Here is an 18,650-nt window from a genome sequence, read left to right as displayed (position 1 = left end):
TTGGTGTATTGTGAGGATCTGTTTCTTGCCAACGAAAAAACAGTCAGATGCAGCAATATTTCTCTGCCAATTGCTCTCCAATTTGTATCAGCCCATTCAAATCTTTCGTTACGACCAAAAGTTAAAAACGCTTTACGTTCAAGCTGGTAGAGCAGATGAGATTGCGGTGATAATTAATCAAGATGGAAATTGGAACTTTGTCTTATGATGCAGAACCTTAGCCAAATGACCAATACTGAGCTAAAACGTTTCCTGTCAGAAAACCGTAACAATGAAGAAGCATTTCGTGCAGCGTTAGAAGTTTTGATGAGTCGTCGTGACCCAGCGACACAGCAACCTTACCCCTTTGACTTAGAAAACCCTGAGACTCAAGTGGAAGCTCTTTTGAGAGAGAAACTTGCTCAGTCTGAGTGATCAAGTAGAAAATTCTCAGCCGTATGATGATCCAGCCTACTATCTCGATCAGGTGGGAAAGTACTACTGGTTTGATTTCGATGTTGTTTGTCCAAATGAAGAACTGTTGCAGTTACGTATGGTTTTTAATCATTTATCTTGAGGTTGAGGATAGGTTAAAGTCCAGTTCTGTTTATCATTGATTTGCCCGTACAAACCTTGCAGGATTAGTCGCAGTGCAGTACGAGTTCTCATGTAATCTCTCACCAAATGAGTTCCTGGCTCGGTAAAGATGTCATCATAGTTTTGGCTGTAGCCAAATGGCTTGGAACAGTCGCTACCAGCACCTTTGACTGTTAATACAAAAAATGGGGTTTCCTTAAATTCATTGGGAACCATAAAGATTCCATATACTTGGTGTTCACCACGCCACGGTTGAACAACAACTTTAGTGGCTTGTACTTGGTATTTTCTGATTTTTGATGCTAGAAAAGCTTCTGAATTGCAATCAGAATCATTTACGGGCCACCATAGAACAACGATACTTAGTGAAAGCAGCACAATTAAAATATAGGTAAGTTGGCGACGCATAAAGTAGAGTTCTTGCAAAAGTCCAAACATTAATAATTAACCGCCGATAAACGCCGAATCAGTAGCAAAATATAGCAATCCAATTTAATCCCTGAATCGCTCGTAGAGACAGCAAACAGGGAAGAAAGAATAAAGGTATACTGAGTTTTTTTAAAAATTAAATAGGAGTCCTATAAAATTCCTATATTTACCAAACCATTAGTGAATAGACTGACATTTTTTATTGAAATTATTCAACACAAAGGTACACAAGGTTTGGGTAACGGCAATTTCAAGGCCTTGTTTGAAGCGATCAAGCGTGAAAAAGGCGAACGTGGGAATTTATAGCACTCTGTGATTTTTTGCAAAGTAGAGTAGTCAAGTACACGGATATCAGCTATATTCCCCTCAGCATGGTAACCAAAGATGTTCATGAGACGAAGCTGGAAAAGTCTAAAGACAATCACAGGTTTGTTTTGCGCGATCGCACTTACACAGTTTTTTGGAGCAAATACTTCTGCACAAGCAGCTGATACGGTTATAGTACGTCTTGGTCTGTTTGCAGAATCTATCTCTCTTAGCGACTTAGAAAGTGCTGCGGCAACTGGAGAATTTCCGAGAAATTTAGCTTTTTACACCAACAATTTATCAGAACAAGACCGCCGCTTAATTTTGGGGGCACTACAGACGAGGATTCCACTAAATGTTGTGACCGTTAGTCGGTTACTTAATACGCAGATTGGTACAACAATTCTTAACGATCTGGCAACTGCTATAGTGCGAGAGGACAAAGCTGGAGCGCAAGCACTAAGAGCGGGATTTGTATTAGGCTCTACTGCACCTAAAGGACTTTCTATATTATCTTTTATTGCCGCCTATCCCAGTAAACGCCTAGAAATTAATTTGCCGCAAGCATTTACAGTTGCAAAAAACTTGAACTCAAGTTTTTGGCTCACTCAACAGTTTATGTTGGCGATCGCGCCCTTACTCGAACCCAGTAAACCTCAAACATCTTTTCCTTTTGATCCTAGCCAACCTGGAAGCGCGCAAGTACAGGTACTCAACTTAAAGTTGAATGATCAAAAGCGCGATCGCAACATTCCAGTAGATATTTATTGGTCAACTGCTGTAACTCCCGACAAACCTTTACTTGTCTTTAGCCACGGTTTAGGCTCAGTCCGTACAGACTTGCGCTATCTAGCAGAACATCTAGCATCCCACGGATATACAGTAGCAGCTTTAGAACATCCTGGTAGTAATGAGACAAATACTAACTTAGCAATACAAAACAAAACCAGGCTTTTAAAACCCCAAGAGTTTTTAGATCGTCCCAAAGATATTAGTTTTGTCCTTGATCAACTCGAAAAACTCAACCAAACAGCCAATAACCCACTACAGGGAAAACTCGCTACTAATAACGCGATGGTAATTGGCTATTCATTCGGTGGCGGTACAGCCTTAGCAATCGCTGGAGCCGAGTTACAACTAGAACGCCTCAAACAACGGTGTAAACAGAATTTGGCTGTGTTGAGTCTGGGTGAAACTGTTCAATGTCTTGCCCAAGAATTACCAGCAAACAGCTATCAACTGCGTGATACAAGAATAAAACAGGCGATCGCTCTTAGTCCTACCACTTCTTTGATGTTTGGCGAAACTGGCTTAACTAAGGTGCAAGTACCCACCCTGATATTAGCAGGTTCCGCCGATAAAACTGTCCCAGCTTTACCCGAACAGATTGTTGGATTTAGCAAAATCCCATCCCCAAAATGGCTTGTCGGTATTCTTGGGGGTACTCATCTAAGTGTAAAAGACCCTAGTACGACTTTGGATCAGCAAGGAAAACCAAATACGCCCCTGTCTGGCGGTGAAGTAGTAGGTGAACAAGCAGCTGACATTCGTAAATACTTAAAAGCTATAGCTTTGGCCTTTGCTGCACAGCTGACTCCTGAATCTGAAAAATACGCAATTTTTCTGACCTCAGATTATGCTCAGTTTGCTTCTACTGCTGCGTTCCCGATTCGCCTAGTTACCGAGATTCCTCCTCAAGCTATGGCAGTGGTAAAACAATTTATAAAACAATAATCAAATAATTCAGAATTTAGTTATAGAAACAGTTCTATCTGAGGATAGTCAACCTACAGGAAACTTAAAACTAGTCTTATAGAAGAACTTGTTTAATAAGGTGTAAATGTATGACATCAGCAAATTCTCCAGATAATCGCCAAGAAGAGGGTAAATATGATCCTCAAGATAACCCTGGAACCCAAACGACTGTACCAACTACAGAAGAAGGTGATACTCCTCTTGATGAGAGATATCGGATGACTGGTCAAGAATCAGGTAGTGAGGTTAGTCAGGGTGCTGAACCTGAAGCGGCTGGGGGTACTGTGACGACGCCTGGTCTTCCCAATCAAGGAACGGACTCTCGTTAAAAAGTTTCTTGAAATTTGATCAGGATTAACGATCGCCTCCGCCTTCACTGTCGCCATAAAATTTCTGGTTCTATAGTTGTAGGGGTGTTAGGCGATCGCAACTACGATGATCGTCTATTCATAGTCTTGTGTGAAATACTTGATGTAATGCTATTTCCCAGATCACCTCTTAGTATCTGTGGTGAAGTTTAAAATTCTAATACACTAAATTTCTTTTTGTAAAAAATATCGTTTATGCCCTTGGGGAAAGTCTTCCAGAACTCCGAATATTTTATAACCCAAACGTTCGTAAAAACCCAAGGATTGAAAGCTAAATGTATCGAGATAGACATGACCGCAACCACGCACTCTAGCTGCTTCCTCAGCTTTGAGTATTAGTCGTCTGCCGTAACCTTGACTTCGTAAGTCTTCTGCAACCCACAAGTGAGAGATAAACAACCATCCCCAATGTATTTTGCCAACTAAGCCGCCAACAATTTCATCGTTAGGATCTCTAATCCAAATAGCTAGCGGATATGCGATGTCCTCTTGCTTCTGACTATTATTGTTGTAGTCAAGAATCTTACCGATTACAGTACGAATATCTTCTGGATCTGGATGATCCTCAACTGTAAATTTTAGGTGTACCATCTAAATTTCACAGAACAAAATAACGGTAAGAACAGCATTTAATCTATCCGCCACTTATTGAAGTCTTAGTTGGCAAATCTTGGAGATACTCCGTCACGCTTCCTTAATAAAAGATTATTTTCTCGCAATTATCCAAATTGCGTGAACAATCCCAGGAATATAGCCGAAAAAGGTCAAGATGAGATTAATCCAAAAATCTTTACCCAGCCCTACTTGCAAAAATACTCCCAGGGGGGGTATGAAAATTGCACATAAGATACGAATTAAATCCATTGAAACCTCCTGTTGATCTCATAATGAGCAGATTTTTAGTTGTTAGTTAACTAATTCACAACTGCTCAGGGATATTTGAATATCTCAAAGATAACATTAGCGAACTCGATGGGTTGCTTTGGTGAGTTCGGTAAACTCTACTTATTAACCACCGCTAATTTTGGCTTTATAACCAAGCTTGGTCAAAATTTCGACAATTTTTTGCTTGTGATCGCCCTGAATTTCAATTTCATTGTCTTTGACTGTACCACCTGTACCACATTGGGTTTTTAACTGTTTTACTAAATCTGCCAATGTTTCTGGTTTGGCTTGAAAACCGCTAATTACTGTGACAGTTTTACCTTTACGTCCTTTACGGGAAGCTTGCACTTTGAGATTTTGTTGTTGCGGCGGTAGTTCGAGAATTGGTCTTTCTAAAGCGGCGGAGTTCTCGTTGCCAAATTCCTGATAGATGATGCGTTTGTTGGAGGAATTAGAAGAAGACATAATCTTTACTTAAGCATAATTCTAATATTAAGTTACTTTTATATTCATATCTTAGCGATCGCGTCCTCATGTGCCTCAGACTTTTCTATAATTAAATTCGTCCCGTCATCGAAATGAATCCGTGACTACCACTCCCATCTCTCCAAGATCCCCATCAACTGCTCAGGTTCCCGATACACAAGGACGCTTTGGACGCTTTGGCGGTAAGTACGTCCCGGAAACATTGATGCCTGCTCTTACTGAACTAGAAACAGCTTACCAACAATATCGCAATGACCCTGTTTTTCTCACAGAATTACAACAACTACTGCGAGACTATGTAGGGCGCGCCACACCATTGTATTTTGCTGAACGTCTGACTGCTAACTATGCTCGACCAGATGGCACAGGGCCGCAAATTTATCTAAAGCGTGAAGACTTAAATCACACTGGCGCTCACAAAATCAATAATGCCCTTGGTCAAGTATTGTTGGCAAAGCGCATGGGTAAGCAGCGGATTATTGCAGAAACTGGTGCAGGACAACATGGAGTGGCCACGGCAACAGTGTGCGCTCGGTTTGGGCTGGAATGCATAATTTATATGGGCGTTCACGATATGGAACGTCAATCATTGAATGTGTTCCGTATGCAACTCATGGGAGCAGAAGTCCGTCCAGTGGCGGCGGGAACAGGAACTCTTAAGGATGCAACTTCTGAAGCGATTCGGGATTGGGTAACGAATGTAGAAACAACTCATTACATTCTGGGTTCAGTAGCAGGGCCTCATCCTTACCCCATGATGGTACGTGATTTTCATGCCGTGATTGGTCAAGAAACTCGCGCCCAAGCAATAGAAAAGTGGGGTGGTTTACCAGATATTCTCATGGCTTGTGTGGGCGGTGGTTCCAATGCGATGGGATTATTCTATGAGTTTGTCAATGAGCCAGCTGTCAGGTTAATTGGAGTTGAAGCGGCGGGAGAAGGTGTGAATACCAATAAACACGCTGCTACCTTGACAAAAGGACAGGTTGGTGTTCTGCACGGAGCGATGAGCTATCTGCTGCAAGATGAGGATGGACAAGTAATTGAGGCACACTCAATTAGTGCAGGGTTAGATTATCCTGGCGTGGGGCCGGAACACAGCTATTTAAAAGATAGTTCTCGTGCCGAATATTACAGTGTCACGGATGCAGAGGCTTTAGCAGCATTCCAACGATTGTCACGCCTAGAAGGAATTATCCCAGCACTGGAAACATCTCACGCGATCGCCTACCTAGAAACCCTGTGTCCTCAGCTTAGTGGTAGTCCCCGGATTGTGATTAACTGCTCTGGACGTGGTGATAAGGATGTACAAACTGTAGCTAAGTTTCTCAATCCTGCATAGTTGCTTAAGCTTTTGAAATTCTCCCCATAACTAAAGCGGTGGGGAGAATTTTAATGTCATCTTTATAGGCATAATTGACGAAATAAGTAATAATACTGAGGCAATTTTTCGGCAACCTCAACCAAAGCTAGTGGACAACGCAGAATATTTCAGTATAAATGCTTACAATAATTTAAATTGTATGATGCTTTGTCATACTCTTTTTTACTTGAGGTTTCTACAAATGGGCAATAGAACAGCAGGAGAGACCAATTTATAGACGTAATTTAATAAATAAGTAATAATGCTGAGAGTATTTTTCGGCAACCTCAATTACAGCTAGTAAACATAGCTGATAATTTTCAGCATAAGCACTTACAACATTTAAGTTTTATGGTGCTTTAATGAACCAGAACGGTAGCAATTACAACCGTCTATCTAATCAGTTCATTAAGGCATTTAGTATGATAAGTAACAACATTTTCGGTATTGTTGTAGGTATTATTGTCCTAGCCAGTGGTGCAAGCGCTATTTCTGCAACAGCCCAAGATTCTACATACGACTCTTTGCAGGTATCAAGTTCTAGCCGTAGCTACCAAGTAGCCCAAACTACAATTGACACTGCTGCTCTAGAAGCGTCAACTTTTCAGCAAATTAATCAATATCGGGCTTCCCTGGGTCTACCTGCGCTGGCTCGTAATTCTAGCATTGATGCTCAAGCTAGGATTCATAGCCAGAATATGGCTAGTGGACAAGTCGCCTTTGGACATCAAGGATTTGCAACGCGAATTCAAGCAACTGGTATTGCGTATAGAGCAGCTGCTGAAAACGTTGCTAAAAACCGGGGATATAGCGACCCGGTGGCCGTAGCTGTTAGAGGTTGGCTTAACAGTCCTGGACATCTCGCCAATATCAAAGGTAATTACAACCTAACTGGTGTTGGTGTTGCTCGCAATAGCAGAGGTGAAATTTACTTCACACAAATATTCATACGCAAATAAGTTGTTTGTTAAAAACTAAGGGTCATCACGAGCATCTACTTTTATTTATATTGACTTAATTAATGAAAAATGTAATTACTGTGACATTTATCTATTAGATACTACATTATCTTTTTAAAGATTCAAATAAATTTCAAATTTTAAGGAAAGCGATCGCATCTTCAAAAAGCAAACTTAATCTAGTATTTCAACTTGGAGGTGATTATTTGTATTTGTTGTAAAGGATATGCAAAAGTTTTCTAAGTTCATCAATACTTAATAGTATCCTAGTATTTTTACTAGGAAGAATAAGGTAGAGTAAAAGTCTTAGAACTTTATACATTACGTAATTCTTCATGTTCCGACAAACTGCTTTTGGCATCGCTTTAAGTACGCTTGTCCTTGCCAGTGGATTAACTACTGCTCCGATTCCAGGTCACTCTTCTACAAACAAACCCACTCATAATAAACCGTTATCGATTTCTTTAAATCAGGTTGCAACATCATCTACTACTTTTAAAACCACTGCTCTAGAAAAATCAGTTTTTGCCCAAATTAATCGATACCGGGTTTCTCAAGGGTTGCCAAAGTTGGCCCTGAATGCAAGTATCACTCGGCAGGCAAGGATTCATAGTCAAAACATGGCTAAAGGTAAAGTTCCATTTAGCCATCAGGGATTTAAAGGGCGAGTTACTGCTATCCCGATTATTTACAACAGTGCTGCGGAAAATGTTGCATTTAATCAAGGATATAGCGATCCTGCTGCCCAAGCTGTGATTGGTTGGCTTGATAGCCCCGGACATTTAAAAAATATCCGAGGTAAGTACAACCTTACAGGTATTGGTGTGGCTGCTAATGAGGAAGGTGAAGTCTACCTGACGCAAATTTTCTTACGCACTCAATAGATTTAATTTCTATTTTTTGCACAATAATAATGTAGTGTCTGATAAGATTTTTGTCTTTTAGACGCTGCATTTATTCTTGAGTGATTCATGACATTACCAGATTTTCAGGTAAGCGATCGCGACCTTAGTGACGCTGTACTGTCCCAGTATCTAGAATCAGAGGCGATCGCTGTTGATACCGAAACAATGGGATTATTGCCACAGCGCGATCGGCTGTGTCTCGTCCAACTGTGCAATCCAGAAGGAAAAGTAACAGCGATTCGCATAGCAAAAGGACAAACCGATGCACCAAATTTAAAACAACTCTTGGAAGCACAGAATGTCCTGAAAGTATTTCACTTTGCGCGTTTCGACATTGCTACCTTGCACTGCAACCTAAAAATTACGGTTCAACCTATTTTTTGCACCAAAATAGCTAGTAAATTAGCCCGTACTTACACCAATCGTCACGGACTGAAGGATGTAGTGCAAGAGTTGGAAAAAGTAGAACTTGATAAAAGCGCTCAAAGTTCTGATTGGGGTAACGCTACTAATTTAACCGAAGTTCAACTCAGTTATGCTGCCAATGATGTTCGCTACTTACTCAATGTGCGGCAAAAACTAATAGAAATGCTCAAAAGAGAAGAACGTTGGGAATTAGCTCAAGAATGCTTTCAAGTTTTACCAACAATCGTGTCTTTGGATTTGTTGCAATTCAAAGATATCTTTGAACACTAATTCATCTGCTAAAACGAAGTCATTAGTCTATATAAAATGACTAATGACTCATGACCAATGACTAATGACTAACACACACTATCAAACTATACCTTTTTGTTTTGGGTATCTGTGTGTTCTTGCATCCGAGCTACAACGTTATAGTCACCTGCGCCTGGGGGAGTTAACGCCTCAACAATACCTTCTGTAGGCCCACCAATTGCCTTCCATGCAGCAAGACCACCTTTGAGGAGAGATACATGCTCAAACCCAGCAGAACGCAGCGATTGTACAGCTTGGGCAGTTTGTTCCTCGTTGGCACCGTAAATGTAAATATCACGGCTTTTATCTATAGATGATGATGCTCGCTCTACCAAGTCATCTATGGGCATTGCCATTGCTCCCATAATGTGACCTTCGTTGTAGGTTTCGCGATCGCGCACATCGAGTATTGTGAAAGCTGGTTCGCCCCATTCTAGACGAGCTTTAAGTACATGAACGTCAGATTGTGGTTCTATTGGTGGCTGTTGAGGAATGATATTATCTACTAGATTGTTAGCCATAATTCTTCCTTGCTGATTTCATTAACAGCAATTTACCGGAAAAAATATGTTAGTTTTCTCTTTCTTTGGGATGAATATTATTAAACTCTCTCTTCAGATAGACTAGTACCGCTACGCGGAATTCAAAATTCAAAATTCAAAATTCAAAAAGCTGATGGCGTAAATTTTTCATTTACTTTGAATGGTAACTTTATTTCCGTCGTCATGTACTAGCTTACTAAAATAATTGTCTAAATTGAGTAATTATAAACATATAAAATTCCAATTTAATTTTTAAAATATATGTAGGGTGAGGATTGCCCGCTATCCTATTTAAGGTTTTTCAAAAAAAAATAGGATTATTATAGTAATGAAACTATAAAAAACAGTGCCATCTAAACTAACTATTTAATATCTCTAGATTGTTTAATCAGTATTTTCCCTTTAAATTGTCACGATAAATTTGCCTTGAAGCTATTGATACATTTTTCTGAGCAGTATCTATAGGTCAACATTTTAAATGAACTGTTGTGTTTTGAATTTACACACTAAGACAGTAGAGAAGCTAGCGCTACGAGAGGGAAGCCACTGCGACCTTACGAGTTACCCTAAGGGCGCACTGCCTCCTTTATGCCGGCGAACCTGTCCACCGCAGTGGCTCCCCATGAGCGACTGCTGCTCGCGTAGCGTATCTCTAGGATTCACCCGTTCGGCGTTCGCCCTTGGCGTTGCCGAAGGCTAGCTGTTCTCGTAAATAGGACTTACGCACTGAAGCCCTGATCCCCCCTAACCCCCCTTTTGAAGGGGGGAATTTCTAAAGCCCCCTTTTGAAGGGGATTGGGGGATCTGAGTGCGTAAGTTCTGGTAAAGCCCTGCGGGTATGGCTGCGCTTACCGAGCGTATCCGTAGGATTCACCCAAAGGGGGTTTTGCACTACAAGCAAACTTCGGGGAGGGTTTCCCTGCAGCATTTATAGATAACTAATTATGCGATTTGTAAGCTCAACATCTGAACAAATTTTTAGGAAACCTAGCTAGCTTTGTGCAAATTGACACATAACATCAGCCAGAAACTTGCTAATTCACAAAAAATAGGTATAAGCAAAGTTTTCTAATTTACTACTATCAATTATTCTGCTTTCTTCCTGTACTTTTGTGTTGTAGCAACCAGAAAGCAAAGTGTATGACCCAGGTTTATATTTTTGTTGGCCTAATGTCTTCTTGTAATGCCTTAGTTTTTAGGTTGTCATCAAGGCTGAATTTTTTTATATTAAATGGAAAATTAAGTGCGGCTAAGTATTTCAGTGGCGATATCTAGCGATCAACAGTTACCCTAGAAACAGTTCTAAGTGTCTACTTAAGCAGCCGAGGGTAACGTGAAGATGATTTCACGGAAAGTATCGGTAGCATACGTAGAATCTATATAGATAGCTTCTTATAGAGTAGCGATCGCATAGCGAATTGCCACATAAACAATAGGCTAAAAATTTATGGTGATGGTTCCCGCTACTAATCCTAAAATTCTTGTGGTAGATGACGACCACAGCGTCAGAAATCTTATATATCGCTTTTTAAGCCGCAAATATCACATAGAGTCTGCGGCAGATGGTAAAGCTGCTCTGGCAATGTTTGAGCAATTCAACCCAGCTTTAGTAATTCTGGATTGGAATTTGCCTGATATCAATGGTTATAACCTATGTCAGGAAATGCAGAGCCGCACTAATGTATTAGTGATGATGCTGACTAGCCGGACTGAAGAAGCTGATAAAATCAAAATCCTTGCCGCAGGTGCTGATGATTTTATGACCAAACCGTTTAGCCTGGCGGAAGTAGAACTCAGAATCCAAGCTCTTTTACGGCGTGTCCGCAGTATCAACCCCTCACCAACACAACGCCTTGTATTTCAACAGCTAGCAATTAACCCAGATAGTCGGGAGGTAACACTTAATGATAAGCCTCTATCATTAACTGCTCTAGAATTTAATATTTTACATTTTTTAGCAACCCATCCTGGGCAGGCTTGGAGCCGCCCACAATTAATCCAAAAAATCTGGGGTTGCGAGTATGTGGGAGACGGACGGGTGGTTGACGTGCATATTGGTCAGCTTCGCAAGAAAATGGAAGTTGATACTAGTGTACCGGAGTATATTAAAACTGTTCGGGGCTATGGTTACAAGTTTGAGCCACCTGGAAACGCCATCAGCTAAAGGAGTTTGGCAGCGATCGCACTTAGCACTTACGCACAGTAACAATTACATTAAGATAGTCCGTTACTTCTCAGCGTTAGATAATTTATTTTTTGGTACTTCTTTAAGTAGTAAATAAAATAATTGTCCATTACTAACTGTGACACCAGCGCGATCGCCTGCTAATTTTCCAGTACCTAAAAAATAATCTACCCTGCCAGGCCCTTTAATCGCACCACCAGCATCTTGATCAAGTACATAGCGGCTAACAATTCGATGTTCTAGTTTGCCAGTAGCATCAGCAAAAGGAATATCAGCACGAATCAATGCTAAAGCACCAGGGGGCATTAAAGATTTATCTGTGGCAATTGAACGTTCTGCTGTTAGTGGCTGATTAATAGAACCTTGTGCTGGCGCACCTTTATTTTCTTGAAAAAAAACAAAGCTGCGATCGCGAGGTATATAAACATTTAATTCTTGCGGATACTTATGGAAATAGTCGAGGATAATTGGCATCGTTATACCTTCTAAAGGCAATTTGCCATCATTCGCTAGTTCCCGCCCCATACTCCTGTAGTTATATGCGGTATTACCGGCATAGCCTACGGTTGTCTGAGTGCCATCAGTCAGTTGTAATCGTGCAGAACCTTGAATTTGCGCTAGATATGGTTCAAGGCGATCGCGAAACCAAAATAATTCTAACCCGCGCAATTTACCTTTTGCGCCTTGCAAACCATCTGCTCCTTCTAGTTCTAAGCGTGTAGGATGAGGCTTGCTCCAAGAGCCTAAATTTGCAGGTAATTTATAAATAGGATAGCGATATTCTGCTGTGGGAACACGACTGGCAACATACAGCGGTTCATAATAGGCTGTGAACAAAACTGAACCTTTGCGATCGTGCCCAATTGATTGATAAAAAACGAATTCGCGTTCTATAGCTGTATGAAGTTCCGCTGCGGAATTTGTGTTAATTAATAATTGGCGAAATCTTTGTAAACTTTTGAGTACGCGATCGCGTGTAATTCCCTGCGACTGATACTTTTTGTAAGCAGCATCAGCATTAGTAGTTTGCAAGTATTGCAGACTGCGATTAATAGCCGTCAATAGTGATTTTTTATTTGGTAGTTGGCCCTTTTCACCCTGATAAAGAACCTCATCCAAACAAGATGTATCATTTTGACAACAGGTAATTGGTAATCTTTGGATAAGTATTGCTGATGGCGTTTTTTGATTGGAAGTGCTAGTCAAAGATACTGGTATATCCCATTTTTGGACTTGACATTCTGGTGAACTTGGTTCCTGATACCCCAAGGATGGCATACGTAACAGAAGAATCGAAATAACAACTGTTAAATTAAGAGTGAGAAATGGAACTATTTTTCGCATCAAAAATTTAAACTAATAAACTGATTTAAAATTGCTCTTTATACCGTAAAAATATTATTCATTCATATTACGGTAAGTCGCAACCGCTGAAGGTGATATACGGTTCAAGTAGCGGAAAATCCAGTATTTGAAAATGGTATCTAGAATCACGGGAAAGGTGGCAATAAATAAGAAGATAAAATCTCGGTTGGCTGGTAATCCCCAATGACGCGATAAACCTTCCAAAATTACTTCCCAACCATGAGGAGAGTGAAACCCTACAAATACGTCAGTAAACAAAATTATAATAAATGCTTTAGCACTGTCACTCAGCCCATAGACAACATGATCGAAGAACTCTTTGAGAACGGCAATAGACTTTTTACTGGCGATCAAAAGCCAAATGAAAGTTCCCACAGAGAACATATCTGCAAAAACATTTTTAATAGCATTTGAGCTTTCTTCGCGGAATTCTTGAGCAATCTCCTGAGCCTTCTCTTTCATTTGGGTTTCAATATTTTCAGGAGATAGCGACGGTGATCTGCTAATAAGATTTTCAAATTTTATTCTATCTTCAAACCTTTCTAGCTCCACTAGTGCTTCTTCTTCCATTTCAAAATTGAGGAATATTTGCCCAGTTTCAGAACCTCTAAAACGTTCAACAAGTGGGCCTACTACCAAAGTTTTTGCTAACTGATGAGTCAGAAGAGGCACTATAATTAGTAGTAATATAAATCTAATAGATATGATTGTTCTTTTTTGAGTCTGGCGGAAGTTTTGAACAACATCTTGTTCAGAATTGGGATCTAATTCAACTTGTAAACGGATGATTGTACTTAAAATTGACCTGGGCAATATCCCCGTTGTGTTAGCTTTACCCCGTGGCTTTTTTGAGCCATTATTATTTGTGGATTTTGGTGTTAATGGTTGAGTTATTGCTGAGTTAGCTTCTACATTTGGGGGTTTGTGTATTAAAACTGGGTAACTTGTTTGATCATCAACTAAATTGTATTTTGAAATAACTTGATCGATGAATCTAAGTTTTTCTAAAATTAATGAAGGGCTGGGATATTCTACACCTGCTTTATTAGCAGTTTCTTGATTAGCTGTGTTTAAAAACCAACGACTACCTTTAAACTCTGTTAGTCGCATTCGGGTAATTTTTAATTGCTTTTTTAAATCTGACTCAAAATAATCCATGACGTTGCTACTGTACATAGCTAAGTCAGAGTTTATTTTATTACCATTAAAATGTTTATCTTCTATTTCTCTAATCTTTAATGCTGCATTGTAAGCCTCATCTAGAGAGCGCTCTGGCGTTCGTAAGTACCATCGGTAAGCAGCTAGTAAGAAAGGGTAAATTTTTTGGCTAAACACAGAATTATTCATTGGAGGCAATTATCCAGCATTATTTAGTAATTCTTAACCTTAAATTAACGCACGCAGTATACTAACAAATCTACAAGGAGAGAGTTTCTGGTGTCTCATTCTATTTGGGTTGTTGGTGGTAGCCGCAGTGGTAAGACAGCTCGCTTAGTCGAGCAGTTTTGCAGTTGGGTGCAAGGCGACAATAACGGCAAGGAATTATTTTATACTAAAAAAAAGGAGCAAAAAACAGGTAAGCAATTACCAAAAGTATTGGATCTTCGGCAAACAGAACCAGGACTTTTGCTTCTGGCTGCTAATGATGATAACCGCCGAGAATTAGGAGATAGAATTGTTACTGCAACCTTGGGTAAATATCCGGTTCGCGCCAAAACACCATTGGGTTTTTTTCAAGATGAAGTTATTTTATTTTGGCCATTATTAATTCAGTCGTTGCAGCTGAGGGCACAATTTCCTGTTAGATTACGCCCAGAAACTGAGCAAGAATTAGCCACTAAACTCTGGCGTTCCCAGTTAGACGAAGAAACTTTGCGTCGGGCTGGAGTGAATGAGTATCGTTTAGTGCGTCGCATTCTAGATTTACTGCAATTAGCTGCATATAGTGGCATAAATTGTGATCAAATTACCCAGATTTTGGCAAGTGGCTTAGGAGAGAACGCTATAAATCTAGAGCCGGAATTTCTAGGATCTTTGCTGCTAGATTGGCGCAATTGGTGTTTAGACAGGGGGTTGCTAACCTATGGCATTATTACGGAACTCTACAGTCAGCATTTGTTAACTAATCATAATTATCAACAGCATTTAGTGAAACGCTATCAGGCATTACTGGCAGATGATGTGGATGATTATCCTGGTGTAGCACGTCAGCTGTTCGAGTTGCTATTAGAGCAAGGTACAGTAGGGGCATTTAGCTACAATCCTGATGGTGCAGTGCGATTGGGATTAGGAGCAGATCCTGACTACCTAGAAGGATTAGCAAGGCATTGTCAAGTAGAAAGTTTGATTGGGCCACCCCCTGATTCCTTAGCAATTCGGTTGGCTACGCCGATGGTGGAATTAGCTATAGAGCCGTTGGTGATGTTGAACTTACCAGAAACGGTACAGTCAATTCAAACTACCTCCCGTGCCCAACTGTTACGGCAAACAGCAGAGGTGATTGTGAATGCCATCAAGTCGGGGCAAGTAGAACCAGAAGAAGTAGCAGTCATTGCACCAGGTTTGGATGCGATCGCTCGTTATACCCTAATAGAAATCCTCAACAAGCAAAACATCCCGGTAGAAGCCCTTAACGACCAACGCCCCTTAATTAGCTCACCTGTGATTCGGGCATTACTTACCATACTAGCCTTAGTTTATCCAGGTTTGGGACGTTTAGTAGATCGAGATGCTGTGGCAGAGATGCTTGTGGTATTGAGTAGAAGGCGAAAAGCACTAGACAACTCTCCAGAACAAGGTACTCAAAACTCAGCAATCCATACAGAAATTGACCCTGTACGCGCTGGTTTAATTGCAGATTACTGCTTTGAGCCGCATCCTGATCGCCCTAACTTGTTAAGCGTAACTACATTTGAGCGTTGGGATCGAATTGGCTATGCAGCCACAACAGCTTATAGTGAAATATTACAGTGGTTAGAAAAGCAGCGATCGCAACAAAAACAGCGTCTGATCCCCAGCCCAATTTCTCTGTTATACCTAGCAATTCAGGACTTTCTGTGTAAAGACAGCAATCCCCCTTATGACGAACTAGCAGCCTTACGGGAATTGTTGGAAACTGCTCAGCACTACTGGGAAATTAATACCAGACTCCAACAAACCAATTCCCAATTATCTTCACTCAGTACCCCTGAAGCCACCATTGCCGAATTTATTCAACTTCTACGGCGTGGTACGATTACAGCCAACCCTTATCCTTTGCGTCCCATCGGCACAGCCAGAAAAGCTGTCACTTTAGCAACCATCTTCCAATATCGTTCTAGTAGAAGAATTCACCGCTGGCATTTCTGGCTAGATGCTGGTTCCCCTTTGTGGGCAAAAGGTGGCGCGGCTACTCTGTTCGGCGCACCCTTGTTTCTGCAAGAAAGGCTAGGCGTACCCTGGACAGCAGAAGATGACCAATTAGCGCAAGAACAGCGATTGCAAAGAATTTTGGCAGATTTACTTTCCCGTGTCACAGAAAAAGTCTATTTGTGTCATAGCGATTTAGCTGTAAGTGGGCAAGAACAAATAGGGCCACTGTTACCTTTAGTCAATGCCTGCGTCTCGGTTATTTCTGAAGCTGCTGTTACTTAAGTGGCTGGATTTAACTCATCCCACCCCTTGAAGGGATGGGATTTTCACCATTTTTTTTGATTATCTTTACTAAAAATTTATCTATTATTACTTTTTTTTTATCGAGGCTTTATATAGCCTCGGTTTCTGCAACTAAATATTTATTACATTAGTACCCTAGAGAGATAACTTACGTTAAGCAAAAATCTCAAAAAATATTTGGATTAATTGAATTATTTAAACGGCAAAAATAGATAACTTTTATATATATGGCAGTGTATTTAATGTTTCGTTAACTACAAAAAAATAATCAAATATTATACAGCTAAATGCCATTTTGCAACAAGTTGCTAAAAACTAACTAACTACAAAATTACGTATAAAAAATTGTTCTATAACAAAATCAAATTTGTAAGTATCAGTTTTTTGAGATTACTAAATCCACTGTTGCAATGAACATTACTGACCTCAACTTCCCCAAACTTCTCAAAAACGAACCATTCTGGATCTTAAGTATTGCTGCTGGGCTACAGGCCATTTGTCTCACATTGGTTTGGAAGGCTGATGATACTGGCCATTTGGGAATGAGTATTCTGTTTTTGTGCGCCGCAGGTTCCCTATTGTGGGACAAACGCCATACGTTGCGCTTCGAGAGCGATGTCTTCTCTAGCATAGTAGGCTCGCTTTTAATTGGTTGGGTACTATGGCAAAGTACTTCTCAAAATTTAGAGTATACTCTTCGTCTTTTGCCCTTTACTTCTGCAATTGGTGTCAGCTTATTGGCTTCTGGCTTTAAAGGATTAAAGCAATATTGGGAGGAATTGATTATCCTGTTTTTCTTGGGAGTCCCCAATGTAATTGCCGATTTATTAATTGATATTTCGCCTTTAAGTGCCAAATTTGCTACTTTGATTTTGTGGTATTTAGGCTTTGATGTTGCAATTGATGGGATCAATATTTATTTACCAACCGGCAGCGTCAAGGTTGTTCATAGTTGTTCTGGCATAGATACCATCAACTATATGCTAGGCATATCCGTGATTGCTTTAGTAATGTTCCCCGTCTCCCGAAGTAAGAGGTTCTTTGTGCCACTTGTCGCTATTATCCTGGGATTTGTAAGCAATGCAATTCGGATTGCTATGCTAGCAGTGATGGTAGGCATCAACCAAGCTGCCTTTGAAAGTTGGCACGGAGGGCAGGCTTCTTATTTTTACGCTATGTTAAGCATCGTGATATTCGGGCTGTTCTATATGTTGCTGCTGAAGCAAGAAGAACGGCAAGCACAAAATACCGAAAAGTCTTAAAGTTTAATCTTAATAATTTTCGAGAATAACTCTGGATTGTCTGTTGCTGCAAACTCAATCCCCAGCGATCGCCAGAGTAGTTAAAATATTAAGTAAGGTAAAGAAATTTATGAGAAATCAGCATCAAAATCAATGGCATTATTTGGATTTGGCAAGAAAGTAGCTATACCTACCCCTGAGGAAGCTTTACCAGGAAGATCAAAGGCTATACCAGTACCTGCTCATCACTATGTCAATGGGAATTCCCTGAAACCTCCTTTTCCTGATGGGCTGGAAAAAGCTTTATTTGGCTTGGGTTGTTTTTGGGGAGCAGAACGCAAATTCTGGCAACTTGAAGGAGTTTACACTACCGCAGTGGGTTACGCTGCTGGCTTCACCCCCAACCCCACCTATGAAGAGGTATGTACCGGACTCACCGGTCACAATGAGGTGGTATTGGTTGTATTTGATCCAAAAGTGATTAGTTACTCCCTACTGCTCAAAGTTTTTTGGGAAAGCCACAACCCCACCCAAGGAATGCGCCAAGGTAATGACGTTGGTACTCAGTATCGTTCTGGAATTTACGTATATTCTGAAAGCCAAAAGAAGCTAGCAGAAGCATCACGGGACACTTATCAACAAGCCATCAAAGATGCAGGTTATGGAAAAATCACCACCGAAATCTTAGATGCACCTGAGTTTTACTACGCCGAAGGTTACCATCAGCAGTACCTTGCCAAAAACCCCAATGGGTATTGTGGGTTAGGTGGGACAAATGTTGCTTGTCCTGTAGGAATTGTGGAATCACAGGTAATATGATGTCCGGCAAATCACCCTGAATATGTCATTGCGAGTGGAACGAAGTGAAACGACGCAATCGCAAAGTTTTTGGGATTGTTACCCTTCGGTCGCAA

The 18,650-nt window shown here is 40.6% G+C and carries 21 protein-coding genes; 14 read left to right on the top strand and 7 right to left on the bottom strand.

What is annotated here, in order from left to right; all coding sequences use genetic code 11:
- Window positions 1-25: 25 nt before the first annotated feature.
- Both AC5JL8_RS03140 and AC5JL8_RS03135 read left to right on the top strand, forming a co-directional pair.
- Complete coding sequence (locus AC5JL8_RS03140) at window positions 26-208, top strand: DUF6888 family protein (RefSeq protein WP_495878318.1); 183 nt, start codon at window positions 26-28, stop codon at window positions 206-208.
- Window positions 205-414 carry a DUF6887 family protein gene (locus tag AC5JL8_RS03135; RefSeq protein WP_495878317.1) on the top strand — a complete coding sequence of 70 codons (210 nt, stop codon included), beginning with the start codon at window positions 205-207 and terminating at the stop codon, window positions 412-414. The genes AC5JL8_RS03140 and AC5JL8_RS03135 overlap by 4 nt, the downstream gene beginning before the upstream one ends.
- Before the next feature lie 129 nt (window positions 415-543).
- On the opposite strand, the gene AC5JL8_RS03130 is transcribed toward AC5JL8_RS03135, so the two are convergent.
- Window positions 544-984 carry a hypothetical protein gene (locus AC5JL8_RS03130; RefSeq protein ID WP_495878408.1) on the bottom strand — a complete coding sequence of 147 codons (441 nt, stop codon included), beginning with the start codon at window positions 982-984 and terminating at the stop codon, window positions 544-546.
- Between the two features lie 201 nt (window positions 985-1,185).
- Between AC5JL8_RS03130 and AC5JL8_RS03125 the strand changes: the two genes are divergently transcribed.
- The 4 genes from AC5JL8_RS03125 (at window position 1,186) to AC5JL8_RS03110 (ending at window position 3,587) form a co-directional block, all read left to right on the top strand.
- On the top strand, window positions 1,186-1,311 hold the full coding sequence (locus AC5JL8_RS03125) for a hypothetical protein (protein ID WP_495878316.1): 126 nt from the start codon (window positions 1,186-1,188) through the stop codon (window positions 1,309-1,311).
- Between the two features lie 84 nt (window positions 1,312-1,395).
- Window positions 1,396-3,045: an alpha/beta hydrolase gene (locus tag AC5JL8_RS03120; RefSeq protein WP_495878315.1), complete on the top strand. Its 1,650-nt coding sequence runs from the start codon at window positions 1,396-1,398 to the stop codon at window positions 3,043-3,045.
- A 110-nt stretch (window positions 3,046-3,155) separates the two neighbouring features.
- A complete protein-coding gene (locus AC5JL8_RS03115) occupies window positions 3,156-3,395 on the top strand; it encodes a hypothetical protein (protein WP_495878314.1) in 240 nt (79 codons plus the stop codon).
- 15 nt (window positions 3,396-3,410) lie between these two features.
- On the top strand, window positions 3,411-3,587 hold the full coding sequence (locus AC5JL8_RS03110; protein WP_495878313.1) for a hypothetical protein: 177 nt from the start codon (window positions 3,411-3,413) through the stop codon (window positions 3,585-3,587).
- A 12-nt stretch (window positions 3,588-3,599) separates the two neighbouring features.
- Here the strand turns inward: AC5JL8_RS03110 and AC5JL8_RS03105 are convergent, their stop codons facing one another.
- The 3 genes from AC5JL8_RS03105 to AC5JL8_RS03095 all read right to left on the bottom strand — a co-directional run bounded on the left by AC5JL8_RS03105 (window position 3,600) and on the right by AC5JL8_RS03095 (window position 4,784).
- On the bottom strand, window positions 3,600-4,025 hold the full coding sequence (locus tag AC5JL8_RS03105; protein ID WP_495878312.1) for a GNAT family N-acetyltransferase: 426 nt from the start codon (window positions 4,023-4,025) through the stop codon (window positions 3,600-3,602).
- Between the two features lie 114 nt (window positions 4,026-4,139).
- Window positions 4,140-4,298, bottom strand: coding sequence for a YqaE/Pmp3 family membrane protein (locus tag AC5JL8_RS03100; RefSeq protein WP_495878311.1), 159 nt, complete (start codon window positions 4,296-4,298; stop codon window positions 4,140-4,142).
- Window positions 4,299-4,442: 144 nt separating this feature from the next.
- The gene (locus tag AC5JL8_RS03095; RefSeq protein WP_495878310.1) at window positions 4,443-4,784 is read right to left on the bottom strand and encodes a translation initiation factor; all 342 of its coding nucleotides are present in this window, start codon (window positions 4,782-4,784) and stop codon (window positions 4,443-4,445) included.
- A gap of 121 nt (window positions 4,785-4,905) precedes the next feature.
- On the opposite strand from AC5JL8_RS03095, the gene trpB reads away from it, so the two are divergent.
- The 4 genes from trpB to AC5JL8_RS03075 all read left to right on the top strand — a co-directional run bounded on the left by trpB (window position 4,906) and on the right by AC5JL8_RS03075 (window position 8,728).
- Window positions 4,906-6,147 carry a tryptophan synthase subunit beta gene (trpB, locus tag AC5JL8_RS03090; protein ID WP_495878309.1) on the top strand — a complete coding sequence of 414 codons (1,242 nt, stop codon included), beginning with the start codon at window positions 4,906-4,908 and terminating at the stop codon, window positions 6,145-6,147.
- Between the two features lie 443 nt (window positions 6,148-6,590).
- On the top strand, window positions 6,591-7,127 hold the full coding sequence (locus AC5JL8_RS03085; RefSeq protein WP_495878308.1) for a CAP domain-containing protein: 537 nt from the start codon (window positions 6,591-6,593) through the stop codon (window positions 7,125-7,127).
- A 335-nt stretch (window positions 7,128-7,462) separates the two neighbouring features.
- Entirely contained in the window at window positions 7,463-8,011 is a 549-nt protein-coding gene (locus AC5JL8_RS03080) for a CAP domain-containing protein (RefSeq protein ID WP_495878307.1), read from the top strand.
- 87 nt (window positions 8,012-8,098) lie between these two features.
- Window positions 8,099-8,728: a ribonuclease D gene (locus AC5JL8_RS03075; protein WP_495878306.1), complete on the top strand. Its 630-nt coding sequence runs from the start codon at window positions 8,099-8,101 to the stop codon at window positions 8,726-8,728.
- Window positions 8,729-8,814: 86 nt separating this feature from the next.
- Here the strand turns inward: AC5JL8_RS03075 and AC5JL8_RS03070 are convergent, their stop codons facing one another.
- Entirely contained in the window at window positions 8,815-9,270 is a 456-nt protein-coding gene (locus tag AC5JL8_RS03070) for a rhodanese-like domain-containing protein (protein WP_495878305.1), read from the bottom strand.
- Window positions 9,271-10,738: 1,468 nt separating this feature from the next.
- Between AC5JL8_RS03070 and AC5JL8_RS03065 the strand changes: the two genes are divergently transcribed.
- A complete protein-coding gene (locus tag AC5JL8_RS03065) occupies window positions 10,739-11,455 on the top strand; it encodes a response regulator transcription factor (protein WP_495878304.1) in 717 nt (238 codons plus the stop codon).
- Between the two features lie 63 nt (window positions 11,456-11,518).
- Here the strand turns inward: AC5JL8_RS03065 and mltA are convergent, their stop codons facing one another.
- Entirely contained in the window at window positions 11,519-12,820 is a 1,302-nt protein-coding gene (mltA, locus tag AC5JL8_RS03060; protein WP_495878303.1) for a murein transglycosylase A, read from the bottom strand.
- A gap of 54 nt (window positions 12,821-12,874) precedes the next feature.
- Complete coding sequence (locus tag AC5JL8_RS03055; protein WP_495878302.1) at window positions 12,875-14,197, bottom strand: proton extrusion protein PcxA; 1,323 nt, start codon at window positions 14,195-14,197, stop codon at window positions 12,875-12,877.
- A 78-nt stretch (window positions 14,198-14,275) separates the two neighbouring features.
- On the opposite strand from AC5JL8_RS03055, the gene AC5JL8_RS03050 reads away from it, so the two are divergent.
- From AC5JL8_RS03050 to msrA, 3 genes are all read left to right on the top strand, one after another.
- Window positions 14,276-16,474 carry a recombinase family protein gene (locus AC5JL8_RS03050; RefSeq protein WP_495878407.1) on the top strand — a complete coding sequence of 733 codons (2,199 nt, stop codon included), beginning with the start codon at window positions 14,276-14,278 and terminating at the stop codon, window positions 16,472-16,474.
- A 431-nt stretch (window positions 16,475-16,905) separates the two neighbouring features.
- A complete protein-coding gene (gene crtA / locus AC5JL8_RS03045) occupies window positions 16,906-17,757 on the top strand; it encodes a cyanoexosortase A (RefSeq protein ID WP_495878301.1) in 852 nt (283 codons plus the stop codon).
- A 132-nt stretch (window positions 17,758-17,889) separates the two neighbouring features.
- Window positions 17,890-18,555 carry a peptide-methionine (S)-S-oxide reductase MsrA gene (gene msrA / locus AC5JL8_RS03040; RefSeq protein ID WP_495878300.1) on the top strand — a complete coding sequence of 222 codons (666 nt, stop codon included), beginning with the start codon at window positions 17,890-17,892 and terminating at the stop codon, window positions 18,553-18,555.
- Window positions 18,556-18,650: the final 95 nt, after the last annotated feature.

The sequence above is a fragment of the Mojavia sp. genome, from assembly GCF_059505145.1.
This window is presented reverse-complemented; position numbering and strand designations above follow the sequence as displayed.